The organism is Aliiroseovarius sp. PrR006 (assembly GCF_010500215.1).
Classification (GTDB): domain Bacteria; phylum Pseudomonadota; class Alphaproteobacteria; order Rhodobacterales; family Rhodobacteraceae; genus Aliiroseovarius.
In genome coordinates, this window is sequence record NZ_JAAGOY010000007.1 from 245,680 (window position 1) to 262,254 (window position 16,575).

The window sequence follows — 16,575 nt, forward strand, 5'->3', positions numbered from 1 at the left end:
GACTGAAGATCCGCCCGTTTGGTGCGGATCTTTTTTTATTGACTCAGTTTTCAACCAAATATATCGGCGGTTTTGTATCCGGGCTGTTCCGGATTGGAGATTGTGCTGATGAAATGGCTTCATTTCAATAATGCTGGACAGATCGAGCCCGCGTAGTCCTGCGCGGCAATGACGTCGCACGCAAACACTCTCCCTTTCAAAAATTCACCTCTAGAATAGGTTTGTTCGAATGCCCAATGAACAGCCCCTTTCGGACTCCATTTACGGCATCGACCGTTGGAGCAAAGGCCTTCTCTCGGTTCTGCCGAACGGCGATGTCGCGCTATGTGATCCGGCACACCCGGGCACGGCGCCGCTCAGCCTACCGCATATCCTGCGCGATCTGCGTCAGCGTGGCATCGCCAGCCCGCTGGTTCTGCGCGTCAAAAGTTTCCTGGAAGCGGAAATCCAGCACCTGAATGACAGCTTCGCTGCGGCCATCGCCAAGACGGGTTACCGCGCGCCCTATCGCGGGGTGTTTCCAATCAAGGTGAACCAGCAGGCGCAGGTCGTCGACCGCATTGTCGAGTTCGGCCGCCAATTCGACTATGGGCTCGAGGCTGGGTCCAAGCCCGAGCTCGTGATTGCGCTGGCCCACCGCCTGTCGAAAGACGCGCTGATCGTCTGCAATGGCGTCAAAGATGCCGAGTTCATTCGGCTGGCCATCCTGTCGCGCCGCATGGGCTTTAACACTGTGATCGTGCTGGAAAGCCCCAAAGAAGCCGAGATCGTGATCGAGGTCGCCAAGAAACTGGGAATTGATCCACTGTTGGGCGTGCGGGTCAAGCTGACCAACCAGATCGGCGGCAAATGGCAAAGCAGCTCGGGCGATCGGTCGGCCTTTGGCATGAATTCTGACCAGCTTTTGCGCGTGGTCGATCGTCTGCGTGGCGAGAACCTGCTGCATTGCCTGAAGCTGCAGCACTCGCATCTGGGGTCTCAGGTGCCCGACGTAAACGACGTGCGCCGCGCCGCGACCGAGGCCTGCCGCTATTTCGCCGAGCTGACCCGCGAGGGCGCACCCCTGACCCATCTGGATCTGGGCGGCGGTCTGGGCGTCGACTATACGGGCGAAAAGCGCGCGGCGGAAAACTCGATCAACTACACGATGGCCGAATACTGCGCCAATGTGGTCGAGACCGTGGGATATGCGATGGACGAAGAGGGCCTAGAGCACCCCATTCTGGTCACTGAAAGCGGCCGCGCAGTCTCGGCAACCTCGTCCATGCTGATTTTCGATGTTCTGGAAAGCACGCTCTACGACGCCCCTGACGCACCCGCGGTCGAGCCGGGCGACCACCACCTTGTATCCGACCTTGCCGAGATTTCCGGCTATCTGGTGCCCGATCGCGTTCAGGAATGCTGGAACGACGCCCGGTTTTATCGTGACGAACTGCGCGCCCTCTTCCGTCGCAGCCATGTGGACCTGCGCCAGATGGCACGGGCCGAACGGATCTATCTGAACTTGATGGCGCGGATCAAAGAGATCGCGCGCGGGATCGAACAATCGGGCGATCTGGACAAAGAGCTACAGAAGATTGCCGACGTCTACCACTGCAACTTTTCCCTCTTCCAGTCGCTGCCGGACGTCTGGGCAATCGATCAGCTACACCCGATCATTCCGCTGCAAATGCTGGATCAGGAACCGGACCGCCGCGCGGTTTTGTCGGACATCACCTGTGACAGCGATGGCAAGATGGACAAGTTCATTCTGGCGGGTGACATCGCGCCGTCTTTGCCCGTGCATTCGCTGCCCGAAGACCAGCCCTATTATCTGGGCGTGTTCTTTGTCGGCGCGTACCAAGAGACTTTGGGCGACCTGCACAACCTCTTCGGGGACACGAATGTCGTGACCATCGACCTGCGCGAAGATGGCGGCTTTGACTTGCTTCACGAACAAGAAGGCGACACCATTGCCGAGGTTCTGTCCTACGTTGAATACGACCCGGCAGACTGTATCGCCGCCTTCCGCAAGATGGTGGACGAAGCGATTTCCGCCGGATCGATCCAAGCCAATGAACGCAAGACCCTCATCGATGCCTATCGCGGCTCGATGAACGGTTACACTTACTTTGAATAACCACAGGAGATCATCATGGGAAAGACACTCGTCGTAGGTGCCGGTGGCGTCAGCCATGCCGCTGTGCACAAAATGGCAATGAACGCGGACATCTTCACCGAGATCACGCTGGCAAGCCGGACCAAATCGAAATGTGATGCCATTGCCGCCAGCGTGAAAGAGCGCGTGGGCGTGGACATCAAGACCGCCGAACTGGACGCGTATAAGGTCGAAGACACCGTTAAGCTGATCCGCGAAACCGGCGCCGAGATCCTTGTGAACCTCGCCCTGCCCTATCAGGATCTGGTTCTGATGGACGCCTGTCTGGAAGCGGGCTGCCACTATCTGGACACCGCGAACTATGAACCCGAGGACGTGGCCAAGTTCGAATATCACTGGCAATGGGCCTATCAGGAGCGCTTTAAAGAAGCCGGTCTGACCGCCATTCTGGGCTCGGGCTTTGATCCGGGTGTGACCTCGGTCTTTGCGACGTGGCTGAAGAAGCACAAGCTGGATACCATCCGCCAGATCGACATTCTGGACGCCAATGGCGGCTCGAACGATCAGGAGTTTGCCACCAACTTCAACCCGGAAATCAACCTGCGCGAAGTGCTGGCCGAGGTGCGCCACTGGGAAGGCGGCGAATGGAAAACCAGCCCGGCGATGACCACCAAGGTCGAGTTCGACTTCCCGGCGATCGGCAACAAGAACATGTACCTGATGTATCACGAGGAGCTGGAGAGCCTGTCGACCCACTTCCCCGAGATCGAGCGCGCCCGCTTTTGGATGACCTTCGGCGACGCCTATATCATGCACGCCAAAGTGCTGGAAAATGTCGGCATGACCCGCATTGATCCGGTGATGCATGACGGTCAGGAAATCATCCCGATCCAATTCCTGAAGACCCTGCTGCCCGATCCCGGAGATCTGGGTGCCGAGACCAAGGGCAAAGCCTGCATTGGCGACATTGCGACCGGTCAGGCCAAGGATGGCTCGGGCGAAAAGACCTTCTACATCTACAACATCTGCGACCACGAAGAGTGCTTTGCCGAGGTTGGTTCGCAGGCGGTGTCCTACACCACCGGCGTGCCCGCCATGATCGGCGCGGCACAGGTTCTGAAGGGCAATTGGGTCGAGCCTGGCGTCTGGAACATGGAGCAGCTGGATCCCGACAACTTCATGGACATGCTGAACGACCACGGCCTGCCGTGGCAGGTCCACGAACTGGACGGCCCGGTCGAGTTCTAAGACCTAAGGGGAGCGCCCGTCTTCAAGCGGGCGCCCCCTAACCCCTCATTTGGAATGGCGACAATGACCGAACTGATGCAAACTCAAGCCGGAGATGCAGGCGCATTCCGCGACTTCGACCTGTCCCGCGTCCCCACGCCTTGTTTCGTGGTGGATGAAAAAGCGGTCGAGGCCAATCTGAAGATCCTGTCCGACGTTGCCGACCGCTCGGGCGCGCATGTGTTGTCTGCACTGAAAGCTTTCTCGATGTTCGCCCTTGCCCCGCTTGTCCGCCAGCATCTGGGCGGAACCTGCGCCAGCGGCATCTTTGAGGCACGACTTGGACGCGAGGAATATGGCGGCGAGGTTGCCACCTTCTGCGCGGGCTACAAGGCACAGGATATGGACGAGATCCTGAACCTCTCGGACCACATCATCTTCAACAGCCCCGCCCAGAAAGACCGTTTTCTGGCGCAAGCGCAGGCGGCGGGCGTGCAGGTCGGTCTGCGCATCAATCCCCAACACTCCGAAGGCGAAATCCCTAAATACGACCCCTGCGCGCCTTGCTCGCGTCTTGGCACGCCGGTGTCCTTGCTGACGGATGAGATCATGCAGGGCGTTGACGGGCTGCACATGCACACCCTGTGCGAACAAGGGTTTGAACCGCTCGCCCGCACATGGGCCGCCGTCGAACCCAAGATTGCGTCCTACCTGCCCACCCTCAAATGGATCAACTTCGGCGGCGGCCACCACATTACCCGCGCCGACTATGACCGCGAGGCGCTGATCGCCTTCATTCAAGACATCCGTACCACCTACAGCATCGACGTCTACCTTGAACCCGGCGAGGCCGTGGCGCTGGACGCGGGCATCCTTGTGGGCGAGGTTTTGGACCTGCCGGTAAACGGCATGAACCTTGCGATCACCGATATCTCAGCCACCTGTCACATGCCCGACGTGATCGAAGCCCCCTATCGCCCCGCCCTGTTGGACGAGGCCGACACCGGGCATATCTATCGCCTTGGCGGGCCCTCGTGTCTCGCGGGCGACGTGATTGGTGACTACACGTGGGAGCAGCCCCTGCAAATCGGCCAGCGCTTTGCCTTCCTCGATCAGGCGCATTACTCGATGGTCAAGACCAACACGTTCAACGGCGTCCCCCTGCCAACCATCGCCCTGTGGAACAGCGAGACGGACGCGCTGCAGATCATCAAACAGTTCGGCTATGACGACTTCAAGGAGCGCCTCTCATGAGCATTTTTCTGGACAGCGAACTGACCGACGCCGAACGTACCGAAAACGCACGCTTTCACGTCATTCCTGTGCCGCTGGAACGCACCGTGTCTTATGGATCAGGCACCAAGGACGGCCCGGCTGCCATCATCGACGCCTCGAACGAGCTGGAGCGCCTGTGCAAGGGTATTGAGCCTTGCGCCGACGGTATTTTCACCCAGTCAGCTGTGGATTGCGACGGCCCCCTGCCCGAGGTGATGGAACGCATCGCCGCCCGCACCGAGGCCGTTGTCAAAGCAGGCCACGTGCCGGTGACGCTGGGCGGCGAGCACTCGCTCAGCTATGGCGCCGTCACCGGTGTCATGCGCGCCCTTGGTCAGCCGGTCGGGATCGTCCAGATTGACGCCCATGCGGACCTGCGCGTTGCCTACCAGGGAGAAAAGCACTCTCACGCCTCGGTCATGCACCTGCTGGCCGAAGACGGCGTCCGTCTTGCACAGTTCGGCGTGCGCGCCCTGTGCCCGCAAGAGGCCGAAAGCCGCCAGCAGAACAACGTGGTCTTCATCGACGCGGAAGAGCTGGTCACGCAGAACATCTTCTCGGTCGAGCTGCCCGACGACTTCCCCGAACTGGTCTATGTCAGCTTCGACGTCGATGGGCTGGACCCCAGCCAGATGCCCGCGACCGGCACCCCTGTTCCCGGCGGGCTGTCCTATTATCAGGCGCTGCACATCGTGGAAAGCGCACTGAACGGGCGGCGTTGTGTGGGGCTGGACGTGGTCGAGCTTGCGCCGAACGGCGAAGAGGCATGGGACTTTACCGCAGCCCAGATCACCTATCGCCTGATGTCGAACTGCTGCGGATAGGTCTCACGCACCCCGCATTGACCGGGATCAACGCATATATGCGCCGATAGGCTACCATATAGGCGATGAACTTTGGGAGGGTTGCATGACAGATGCCTTGAAGACAACGTCGCCGACGCTAATTTGGCTGGACGAACTTGCACGTACGGACATCGCCAAAGTCGGGGGGAAGAACGCCTCGCTGGGCGAGATGTTGCAGTCGCTATCCGAGCGCGGCATCCGCGTGCCGCCCGGATTTGCGACCACGTCCGACGCCTATCGCAGCTTCATCGCGACCAATGACCTGGACCGCGTGCTTCGGGACGTGCTGCCTAAACTCGAAGCCAACCGGATTTCGCTGGCCACAGCGGGTAAGACGATCCGGGAAGCCATCACCGAAGGGCTCTGGCCCGAAGATGCCGAACGGGACATCCGCGCAGCTTATCAAGAACTTGGCGCGCGCGTCGGGAAGTCTGATCCCGCCGTCGCCGTGCGGTCGTCGGCAACGGCGGAAGACCTGCCGGACGCCAGTTTCGCCGGGCAGCAAGAGACCTTCCTGAACATACGTGGCGAAGCCGCGCTGCTGGACGCCTGCAAGGCCTGTCTTGCGTCACTCTTCACTGACCGGGCGATCACCTATCGCCAACTGAAAGGCTTTGATCACCTCGAAGTCGCCTTGTCGGTCGGCGTGCAGCACATGGTCCGCTCGGACCTGTCCGGGTCGGGCGTCATGTTCTCGATCGACACCGAAAGCGGGTTTGACAAGGTCGTGCTGATCAACGCGGCGTGGGGTCTGGGCGAAAACGTCGTGCAGGGTCATGTCGACCCGGATGAATACCAAGTCTACAAGCCGTTTCTGGACAACGAAGACCTGACCCCGATCGTCCACAAGGCGCTTGGCGCCAAAGAGATCAAAATGATCTATGGCCGCGAACAAGGTGCGCCGGTGCGGAATGTGCCGACCTCGAAAGTCGAGCGCGCGGGCTTTGTGCTGTCAGATGCCGAGATCCTTGAACTGGCCCGCGCTGCGGTCAAAATTGAAGCGCATTACGGCACGGCGATGGACATCGAATGGGCCAAAGACGGGGAAACCGGGCAGCTCTACGTCGTGCAGGCCCGCCCCGAAACCGTCCAATCCAATCTCGCCGCCAGCGCCTTTCAGACCTATACGCTGCAGGATACTGGCGAGGAGCTGTTGACCGGTCTTAGCGTGGGAAGCTCGGTCGCGACGGGTGAGGTCTGCTTGATCCATGACGTGTCGGATCTGGACCAGTTCGTGGACGGCGCGATCCTTGTCACCTCGAACACCGACCCGGACTGGGTGCCGATCATGAAACGCGCCGCCGCCATCGTGACCGACCACGGGGGCCGCACGTCCCACGCCGCCATCGTCAGCCGCGAATTGGGTGTTCCCGCGATTGTCGGCACGTCGAATGCGACCGAAATTCTGCATAGCGGCCAGCACATCACCGTGTCCTGCGCCGAGGGCGAGACAGGTGTCATCTATGCCGGGGAGGCCAAGGTGACCGTCGAGGAACGGCAGCTGGATCAGATCCCCTTGACCCAGACCAAGGTCATGCTGAACCTTGCCAACCCGGCCGCCGCCCTGCGCTGGTGGCGCCTGCCCGTGGATGGCGTCGGCCTTGCCCGCATGGAGTTCGTGATCAACAACGAGGTTCGGGTGCACCCGCTTGCCCTGACTCGCTATGACAAGCTGACCGACGCGGACGTACGGGGACAGATTGACCGTCTGACGCGCGGTTATGACAACCGGGCCGATTACTTCGTCGAGAAACTGGCGATGGGCCTCTCTCGGATCGCGGCGACGTGGTATCCCAATCCCACCATCATTCGGATGAGCGACTTCAAGACCAACGAATATGCCGACCTGCTGGGCGGGCACCAGTTCGAGCCCAACGAGGAAAACCCGATGATCGGGTTCCGGGGCGCGTCGCGCTACTATGACGACGCCTATCAGGACGGGTTCGCGTTGGAATGCAAAGCGATCCGGCATCTGCGCGAGCGGATGGGGTTCGACAATGTCATCGTCATGATCCCCTTCTGCCGCAATGTCGACGAGGCCGACCGCGTGCTGGCCACCATGGCGGAACACGGGTTGGAGCGCGGCAAAAACGGGCTGCAGGTCTATGTGATGTGTGAGGTTCCGTCGAACGTGATCGAAGCCGAAGCGTTCGCCGAACGCTTCGACGGGTTCTCGATCGGGTCGAACGACCTGACCCAATTGACGCTTGGGGTGGACCGGGATTCAGAAGCCTTGGCGCATCTGTTTAACGAACGTGATCCGGCGGTTCTATGGATGATCAACACCGTCATCGCCAAAGCACACGCCACCGGGCGAAAGGTCGGGCTGTGCGGACAGGCCCCCAGCAACGACCCGGAGTTCGCAAAGCTGCTGGTGCAGGCGGGGATCGACACGATCTCGGTCACGCCGGACAGTTTCTTTGCCGTGAAAAGCAACGTCGCAAGTGCCGAGGCGGAATGATCTGACGAGCGGGCTAGCCCCGCTTCATCCGCAGGGACTTGATCAGCTCAGGCACCACGACCAAAGGTAGCGCCAACAGAATGATCGCCTGCCAGTGCGCCCATTCCAAGGGTGCGACCCGAAGCAATTGCTGCAGCGGATACCAATAGATCGCGACCACCTGCAAAGACACCATCGCCACTAGCGCGATGATCAGCTTGGGATTCGAGAACCACCCCAGCCGCCAACAGGGTTGTGAGAAGGACCGGAAGGCAAAGACGCTCATTTTCTCGAATATCACCATCCCGCTGAAGGCCGCCGTCCGCGCTACGACGACGCCGTCGGGCATGAACGTATAGAAAAGATACAGGCTGGCCGCCCCGGTATAGGTGCCGAACGCCAAGATCATGCCCAGCGCTTTTCGGTCCAGAATACCGGCCTCGGGGCGGCGCGGCGGGTCGCGCATCTGGTCCGAGGTGCCCGGCTCCAGCCCCAAGGCCAAAGCCGTCACCCCGTCGGTCACAAGGTTCATCCACAGGATTTGCGTCGGCAGATAGATCAGCGGCCCGCCCAGCGCCAAGTTGGTCAGGATGGCCACGACCTCGCCCGCGTTCGAAGCCAACAGATAGCGCACGAAGCGCTGAATGTTCGCAAATTGCCGCCGCCCCTCGCTGACCGCGCCTTTCAGCGTGGCGAAGTTGTCGTCCAACAGCACAAGGTCCGCTGCGCTTTTGGCCACATCCGTGCCCCGTATCCCCATTGCAACCCCGATATCGGCCTGCTTCAGCGCGGGCGCATCGTTCACCCCGTCGCCCGTCATAGCTACGATATGGCCCTGCGCCTGCAACGCCTCGACCAACCGCATCTTGTGTTCGGGCGAGGTGCGGGCAAACAGCGTGGGTTTGGCAAGGATCTCGCGCAGTGTCGCGTCGTCGATGTTCTCCAGCTCGCGCCCGGTCATCACTTTACCAACCGGCAGGCCGAGGGCGTCTGCGATAGCGCGTGCCGTCAGCGGGCCATCGCCGGTGATCATAATGATCCGCATGCCCGCACGCAGACAGGTCTGAATGGCGTCCTTAACCTCGGGGCGCGGCGGGTCGATCATGCCGACGAGCCCGATGAACTCCAGTCCCGTATCTCCGACCCGCTTGTCAGCCACCTGACGATGCGCCAAGGCAATGACCCGAAGCCCCTTGGCGGCCATATCCGCATATTTCTGTTCGATCTGTGCACGGGTGGTCTGATCCAACGGAGCGCTGCCATCTGGTCCGCGCCACGTGTCGCAGACCTCCAACATCTGCTCGGGCGCGCCCTTGGCAAGCAGCATCAACCCGCCTTCGCTTTCGCGTACCATGCTCATACGTTTGCGTTCGGATGAAAACGGGATTTCCGCGAGCGGAGCAGCCGCTGGCATCGGGGTCCATGCCTTATACGCGAAGGTCACCAGCGCCCCTTCGGTTGGATCGCCGACCATGCGCCAGTTGTCGCCTTCCCGGTGTAGACTGGCGTGGCTGCACCCGATCATGACGTCCAATGCCGCATCAAGATCGGCATTCGCGCCGTATCGGATCGGGGTCTCGCCATGCAGGATCCGTCCAGCAGGATCGTATCCGGTGCCGACGGCGGTATAGTCCTGTTCCGCGACCCACAACAGCGCGCCTGTCATCATGTTTTCGGTCAGGGTGCCGGTCTTGTCGGTACAAATGACCGAGGCCGCCCCGACCGTTTCAATGGCTTGTAAGCGGCGCACCAAGGCGTTGCGCCGCGCCATCGCGCCCGCCCCCAAGGCCAGACTGATGGTCACAACTGCGGGCAGACCTTCGGGAATGATCGCAACGGCCATGGACATCCCCGTCATCGCCATTTCCAGCACGTCACGCCCAAGAAAAATCCCCGTTGCCGCGATGGCCGCACCCAGCCCAAGCGCCACAACACCCAGCTGACGACCCAACCGCCCAAGTTGGCGCGAGAGGTTGGTGCCCTTGTCCTCGACAGACACGGTCAGTGCGGCAATCTTGCCAAACGCCGTCTTGGCTCCCGTGGCGCTGACAATCCCCTCGGCCCGACCCGCGACGACATAGGTCCCCATCATCACCGTGTTCTGGTCGCCTTCTGTGCCCGAGGCCTTCGCCACAGACACGGATTCCCCCGTCAGTACGCTTTCATCCACGCGCAAAGCCACGGCCGAGATCACCTGCGCATCCGCTGGCACCTGATCACCGGCCTCGAGCAATATAAGATCGCCCGGTACAAGGTCACGGCTGGGGATCTCGACTGGAATGCCGTCACGCACGACACGGGCCTTGGGCGACAGCATCTCGCGCAAGGCAGCAAGCGAGGTTTCAGCGCGCCATTCCTGCACGAACCCCAAGGCGCCGTTCAGAATCACGACCAGCCCAATGGCGATGGCGTCGACACGCTCGCCCAGAGCCAGTGCCACCAGACCCGCGACAATCAGAAGGAGCACCAGAAGACCGGTGAATTGCCGCACAAGGATCGCCCAGGCGGGCGTCGCCTTGGCTTCCCCGACCACATTAGGACCATGCACGCGCAAACGCTCCTGCGCCTCGGCGCCCGTCAAGCCGGTCGCTTGTGTCTCTTCCAGATCTGCTTTCATTCGCCTTCCTGTGCCAGCTTGTTTCACCCTAACAGGTTTGACCACGATACCTTCACGCACCATGCGCCAGATCAATGCAGAGGGCTGGTCGTTGGTCGTGATCCCGTGAACTTCCAAAGAGTGATCGGTCCGCGGCGCGGTGGTCTATCAACAAAAAAGGGCGACCATCTGGCCGCCCTTTTTTGTTCTGATCTACGCCGATCACTCCATCCATTCGAACGGACGCGTAAACTCGCCCAGGCATTGTTTGACCGCGTTGTAGTCAACCTCTCCGGTGGCCTGCAAACGCGCCACCAGACCGCGTTTCTTATCGTCCAGAACCTCGGCCACATGGGCAGCATGGCCTGCTTCCTCCAGCGCCCTGTCATAGATGCGCGCAATGGCAGATTTTCGCAGGTCGGGTTTGAACACCTTGCCGACAGCGGTCTTGGGCAGCTCGTCCAAGATCTCAATATGTTTGGGCAGGGCAGCTTTCTCGTGGATGTGCTCTTTGGCGAAGGCCATCAGCTCTTCCGAGGTCACCTGAGCGCCGCCGACCAGCTCGACATAGGCGCAGGGCAGTTCGCCCGCATAGCTATCGGGCTGACCGATTGCGCCGACCATGGCGACGGCCTCGTGCCCGGCCAGAACCTCTTCGATCTCGGCGGGGTCGATGTTGTGACCGCCACGGATGATCAAGTCCTTCGCACGGCCTGTGATCCACAGATAGCCGTCTTCATCCAGACGCCCCAAGTCACCGGTACGCAGATGCGTTTCCATTGCGAACAGGCCGTTATTCTTGGCCTCTTCGGTGTAGGTCGCCCCTGTGACAACCCCCGGGTTGGTCAGGCAGATCTCGCCTACTTCGTCGATCCCGTGTTCTTTCAACACGGTTCCGGCGTCGTCACAGGTCAGGATTTTGACGTCTGTGTAAGGGAACGGAACACCGACCGACCCAACCTTTTTCGCACCGGTCGGAGGGTTACAGGACACAAGACAGGTCGCCTCGGTCAGGCCATAGCCTTCAACGATATTCACGCCGGTTGCTTCGACAAAGCGGTTATAGAGTTCAATCGGCAGCGGGGCCGAGCCTGAGAACGCGGTTTTCAGGGTCGAGACATCCGCATCCACCGTGCGCTGCATCAGCGCAGCAAACGCCGTTGGGACCGAAATCATGAACGTGACCTTGTAGCGCTCGATCAGTTTCCAGAAATTGTCAAAGACACCATCCCCACGATAGCCCGCGGGGGTCGGATGCACGAAGTGCGCGCCTGACATCAGACATGCCATCCAGATCACGTGAACCGCAAAGACGTGGAACAGAGGTAGCGGGCAAATAATGACATCTTTTTCGTCGAACAGCAGGTTCGCCCCCAGCCAGCCATTATAGACCATGCCGGATTGCTTGTGCTGCGCCACTTTCGGCGTGCCGGTGGTGCCGCCGGTGTGGAAATAGGCCGCCACGCGATCATCGGTTTTGTCTTCGAAGTCCAGCGTGGTGTTCTGGCGTTTCATCTCGGTCACGAAGTCCAGCACCTTCGCATTGTGCTTCACCGGATTTTTGGGACGCACCAAAGGCACGATCCAGCTTTTCGGCGGCTTCAGGTATTTGTTCAAGTCGATCTCAAGCACCGTCTTGACGTTCGGAGCCATCGCGACGGCATCGTTCGCCAGTTGGGCAACTTCGGATTTCGGGAAGGCTTTCAGGGTCACCAGAACCTTGGCTCCGGTTTCCTTCAGGATCCCGGCCACCTGTTCAGCGTCCAGCAGAGGGTTGATCGGGTTCACGATCCCGGCAATGCCGCCACCCATCAGGGTATAGATCGTCTCGTTCGAGTTGGGCAGCAGATACGCCACCACGTCGTTTTCGCCGACACCCAGCGAGCGAAACAGGTTCGCCGCCTGAACCGAGCGGTCCAGCATCTGCTGCCACGTTACGGTTTCCTTGGGGTCCGTGGGGCCAGACGTGATCTGGAACGAAGCCGCAGGACGGTCGGGAAATGCACGCGCTGTGCGCTCGATCATCTGGTAAAGCGTACTGGGCTTATCCCGCGCCTCCCACGGCATTTCCGCTTCAACCGCATCCCGATCAACCATCGAGCCAAATTCAAACATCCTACATCCTCCCTATGCCCATTTTCCGGGCCTGTTTGGAAGCTGAGAATGATCCGAAACGCCTGTACCCGCAAGTCTGACGTGACGTGGAATTGACGTTTACGGAAGGTAAGCGAAGCCAGGGAAGGCTTTGCTTACCACCATGGGTTCTTAAATCTGACCTTCGGTGAACTGAAGTCGCGCCAAACGGGCATACAGTCCATCTTGCGCAACAAGCTCGTCATGGGTGCCCTGCGCCACGATCCGGCCTTCGTCGAAGACCACGATCCGGTCGGCTTTTTTCACGGTTGCCAAACGATGCGCGACGATCAAGGTCGTGCGGCCCTGGGCCAGCTCGTCCACCGCGCCTTGCACCAGACGTTCGCTTTCGGCGTCCAGAGCCGAAGTCGCCTCGTCCAATAGTAGGATCGGTGCGTCGCGCAGGATGGCGCGGGCAATGGCGATGCGTTGTTTCTGACCACCCGACAGCATCACGCCGCGTTCACCTACATAGGTGTCATAGCCTTCCGGCAGACGTGACAGGAAGTCATGGGCGGCGGCAGCTTTGGCGGCGGCCTCGACCTCGGCGTCTGTCGCGTCGGGACGACCGAAACGAATGTTGTCGCGGGCGGAAGCCGCAAAGATCACCGCATCCTGCGGGACAAGGGCGACATATTTGCGGAAATCATCACGGCGCATGTCGCGCAGATCGACGCCATCCAGCGTCACTGCCCCGCTTTCGGGATCATAGAAGCGCTGGATCAGCTGAACGATGGTGGTCTTGCCCGCGCCCGAGGGGCCGACAAGCGCAACGGTTTCGCCCGCGGTTACGTCCAGCGTGATCCCTTCCAGCGCTGCCTGATTGGGGCGCGCGGGATAGTGGAAGGTGACGTCGTCAAATGTCAGTGCCCCGGTCGGGCGTTCAGTGATCGCAACGGGCTGAGCGGGATCTTTAACCTGATCCTCGGCGTTCAGAAGCTCGACCAGACGTTCGGTGGCGCCTGCGGCACGCTGAAGTTCGCTCCAGATTTCCGACAAGGCACCGACGGCACCGGCAACCATCACGGCATAAATCACGAATTGCACCAGTGCCCCAATGGAGACCTCGCCGGTCGTCACATCACGCATCCCGATCCACAAGACGCCCACGACGCCCGAGAAGATCAGAGAGATCACGATCACGGTCATGATCGCACGGGTCAAAATACGGCGTTTAGCCGACAGGAAGCTTTCCTCGGTCAAGCGCGAGAACTCAGTGCGGCTAAGGTCTTCATGGGTGAAGGCCTGCACGGTTTGCACCGACAACAAGGCTTCGGACGCGTTGCCCGAGCTTTTGGCGATCCATTCCTGGTTCTCACGTCCCAGCACGCGCAGGCGACGGCCCAGAACGATGATCGGCACGATGACGACCGGCACAATCAGCAGAACAAGCCCGGTCAGCTTGGCCGAGGTGAACAGCATCAGGATGATGCCACCAATAAAGATAAACACATTGCGCAGCGCGACGGACACGGACGACCCGATCACAGATAGGATCAGTGTGGTGTCGGTGGTAATCCGCGACAGCACTTCGCCAGTCATGATTTTCTCGTAGAAGGCCGGGCTCATCCCAACGACGCGCGCGAACACTGCTTTGCGGATGTCCGACACGATCCGTTCGCCCAATCGGGTGACCAAATAGTACCGCATCCCTGTGCCCAGCGCGAGCAGCGACGCGACCCCAAGGGCGGCCATGAAATACTTGTCGAGCAGTTCAGGTGTGGCTTCACCAAACCCGTCCACCACGCGGCGCACCGCAATCGGCAAGATCAGCGAGATCCCAGCCGTAAACACCAGAGCAACGAAAGCTGCCAGCATCCACATCCGATGGGGGCGCATAAATGGCCACAGGCCCGACAGCGCACCAATACGTTTGGATTTTTCGCGTTCGTCCATCTCGACGCTGGACGCACCTGCCTGTCTTGCCATGTGATCTGCTCCTTTGGTGCACGGATACCGAAACCACCCAATACACACAAGCGACATTGAATATTTGCGTCAAACGGCGTCACTTGGACCTGCTTTTGCCCATAGCCCGTTCGCGCTATAATGGATGGATGCGAATATCGAGTATCGGAGTGCCTATCATGTTCACCCCATCCAGCCTGCGCCTACCCGCGATTGGGATTGCCCTGACGTTCCTTGTCGCCTGCGCCACACCGCAAAAGCAGTGCATAGCGCGCGAAACAGCCGAGTATCGCGCCATCACTGCCCAGATCGAAGAGCTGGAAGAGACGTTGGAGCGTGGATACGCGCTGCATCGGCAAACCGTTCCTTATACCGATACACGCATCTGTCGTATTGAGGGCAAAGAGCCGTTTCCCTGCCCAAGAACGCGGTTTCAGACTATCGAAACGCCCGTATCCGTGGATATGGACGACGTGCGCGAGAAACTGGCGCGTCTCAAGGCCCAGCATGCCAAGCTTGCTCCGGCTGCAGTCGCCGCCCGCGCGGCATGTATCCATACATATCCCGAGTGAATGCGGCCCGTTTCAGCGAACGTGCGTCTGTCCTTCTTGTTAGGGAACTGAAATCCTAATTGCGGTGGGTTTGCCACCCTGCCCGAAAACACGCACGAGGATAATCCCTCCGCTTCTCAGGCGTTTTGCAGCCTTGGGATCAACCTTGCCGCGTGCGACCAATGTTTGAAGGCTTTTGCGGCTTTGGCTGCTGCCGAAATACGGATCCCACTGATCGCCGGGCTGGCTGACACCAAAACGGTGGAAATTCGCCCGATCCTGACGCAGAACCTTCCACGGCTCGGACAAGGTCGCGCCTTTATCATTCGTCAGGTCAGATTTGCCGATGAAGACCGTGAACGCGCTGATTTGCTCTTGCGCCACAGCAGCTTGCGACGCCAAGGCCATGCCCAGCGCCACAGCGGCAGTTTTCAGCAGTTGGATGCGATGACGCATGTCCCATTCCTTACCCACATACCGACCAGCGGCTTGCTCCAAGAATGGGGACCTGACGCCCGAAGGTCAATGGAGGCAAGCCTGACCGTCGTTTAGCTACCCCCTGTCACTGTCAGACCCAGCATCCGCCACGCATGCATTCCACCGCGATAATAGTGGATCTTGTCGGCGGGATAGCCTGCTTCGATCATGCGGCGGGCGGCTGTTGGCGACTGGCCGCACCAGTTGCCATTACAGAACAGGGCCACCGGTTTGGCCGCTTCACAATCGAACCCGTCGAAATCCAGCTCGCACCCCAGTTCATCCAGACGGTCCGTGGCTTCGTTGTAGGGAATCGAGATCGCGCCCGGGATGGTTCCGGTTTCATGGTCTGCTGCCACGCGGCTGTCGACCACGATCGTGTCAGGGTCTTGCAACATGTTCAGAAGCTCAAGCTCGCCAATCGGGGTGACACCGGGGGCGGGCACCATCGGCTGCACGCAGAAATTCGGGCAGTTACGCGAGGTGCGCGCCCATTCACCCGACAGCTCGTGCGCGGGATCATCAATGCGCGAGATTTCAACCTCGCCATTTTCGGTCGAGACGGTCACCCAGGGCATATCCGGGGTGATGTTCACGTCAGCAAATACGGGGGCGGCGCAAAGGCCAAAGGCCGCCGCGATCAGAAATGATTTCATGTCGGCTCCTGCTGTCGGGATCAGTTGAACGTTTCGAACACGTCATACATGACGGGTTCAAAGCTTTTGCACAGTGTGGCGATCTTGCGGTTCCGCTCGCGCATTTCTTCGGTGCGCAGCATCGCCTGAAAATCCTCGCGCCGATTCCATTGGCTGTAATTGGCAATCCGCGTCTGAGCATCATTCACATGAAGCCCCGCGCCGACGAACCCCGGCTGTTTCGAAATGAAATTTTCGTAAGCATCCGTCAACGCGTCCAGAAGATCCTGACAAGTGCCAGGCGTCATCTCGAACGTAGTGATAACGGTTTGATAGTCGGGGGCTTTGCTGATTTTTGGCATGGCTTCCTCCTTGTAAGAAGAAGCCTAG

Annotated in this window: 12 protein-coding genes; 6 read left to right on the top strand and 6 right to left on the bottom strand. The window is 60.0% G+C overall.

From position 1 onward, the window contains the following. The first annotated feature begins 229 nt into the window (after positions 1–229). From speA to ppsA, 5 genes are all read left to right on the top strand, one after another. Positions 230–2,119 carry a biosynthetic arginine decarboxylase gene (gene speA, locus G0Q00_RS09750; RefSeq protein ID WP_163038816.1) on the top strand — a complete coding sequence of 630 codons (1,890 nt, stop codon included), beginning with the start codon at positions 230–232 and terminating at the stop codon, positions 2,117–2,119. A 15-nt stretch (positions 2,120–2,134) separates the two neighbouring features. Beyond that, complete coding sequence (locus tag G0Q00_RS09755; protein ID WP_163038818.1) at positions 2,135–3,346, top strand: saccharopine dehydrogenase family protein; 1,212 nt, start codon at positions 2,135–2,137, stop codon at positions 3,344–3,346. 63 nt (positions 3,347–3,409) lie between these two features. After that, positions 3,410–4,579 carry a carboxynorspermidine decarboxylase gene (gene nspC, locus G0Q00_RS09760; protein WP_163038820.1) on the top strand — a complete coding sequence of 390 codons (1,170 nt, stop codon included), beginning with the start codon at positions 3,410–3,412 and terminating at the stop codon, positions 4,577–4,579. Continuing rightward, a complete protein-coding gene (gene speB, locus G0Q00_RS09765) occupies positions 4,576–5,424 on the top strand; it encodes an agmatinase (RefSeq protein WP_163038822.1) in 849 nt (282 codons plus the stop codon). Before nspC ends, speB begins: the two co-directional genes overlap by 4 nt. An 85-nt stretch (positions 5,425–5,509) precedes the next feature. Next, positions 5,510–7,906: a phosphoenolpyruvate synthase gene (gene ppsA, locus G0Q00_RS09770; protein WP_163038824.1), complete on the top strand. Its 2,397-nt coding sequence runs from the start codon at positions 5,510–5,512 to the stop codon at positions 7,904–7,906. A gap of 13 nt (positions 7,907–7,919) precedes the next feature. On the opposite strand, the gene G0Q00_RS09775 is transcribed toward ppsA, so the two are convergent. From G0Q00_RS09775 to G0Q00_RS09785, 3 genes are all read right to left on the bottom strand, one after another. Beyond that, a complete protein-coding gene (locus tag G0Q00_RS09775; RefSeq protein ID WP_239058412.1) occupies positions 7,920–10,502 on the bottom strand; it encodes a cation-transporting P-type ATPase in 2,583 nt (860 codons plus the stop codon). A gap of 201 nt (positions 10,503–10,703) precedes the next feature. Continuing rightward, positions 10,704–12,596, bottom strand: a complete 1,893-nt coding sequence (locus tag G0Q00_RS09780) for an acyl-CoA synthetase (RefSeq protein ID WP_163038826.1) — start codon at positions 12,594–12,596, stop codon at positions 10,704–10,706. A 150-nt stretch (positions 12,597–12,746) separates the two neighbouring features. Beyond that, positions 12,747–14,543, bottom strand: a complete 1,797-nt coding sequence (locus G0Q00_RS09785; RefSeq protein WP_163038828.1) for an ABC transporter transmembrane domain-containing protein — start codon at positions 14,541–14,543, stop codon at positions 12,747–12,749. Between the two features lie 158 nt (positions 14,544–14,701). Between G0Q00_RS09785 and G0Q00_RS09790 the strand changes: the two genes are divergently transcribed. After that, on the top strand, positions 14,702–15,094 hold the full coding sequence (locus G0Q00_RS09790; protein ID WP_163038830.1) for a hypothetical protein: 393 nt from the start codon (positions 14,702–14,704) through the stop codon (positions 15,092–15,094). A 39-nt stretch (positions 15,095–15,133) separates the two neighbouring features. Here the strand turns inward: G0Q00_RS09790 and G0Q00_RS09795 are convergent, their stop codons facing one another. The 3 genes from G0Q00_RS09795 to G0Q00_RS09805 all read right to left on the bottom strand — a co-directional run bounded on the left by G0Q00_RS09795 (position 15,134) and on the right by G0Q00_RS09805 (position 16,547). Continuing rightward, a complete protein-coding gene (locus tag G0Q00_RS09795; protein ID WP_163038832.1) occupies positions 15,134–15,529 on the bottom strand; it encodes a hypothetical protein in 396 nt (131 codons plus the stop codon). A gap of 92 nt (positions 15,530–15,621) precedes the next feature. After that, the gene (locus tag G0Q00_RS09800) at positions 15,622–16,206 is read right to left on the bottom strand and encodes a rhodanese-like domain-containing protein (protein WP_163038834.1); all 585 of its coding nucleotides are present in this window, start codon (positions 16,204–16,206) and stop codon (positions 15,622–15,624) included. Between the two features lie 20 nt (positions 16,207–16,226). Next, positions 16,227–16,547: an antibiotic biosynthesis monooxygenase gene (locus G0Q00_RS09805; protein ID WP_163038836.1), complete on the bottom strand. Its 321-nt coding sequence runs from the start codon at positions 16,545–16,547 to the stop codon at positions 16,227–16,229. Positions 16,548–16,575 lie beyond the last annotated feature (28 nt).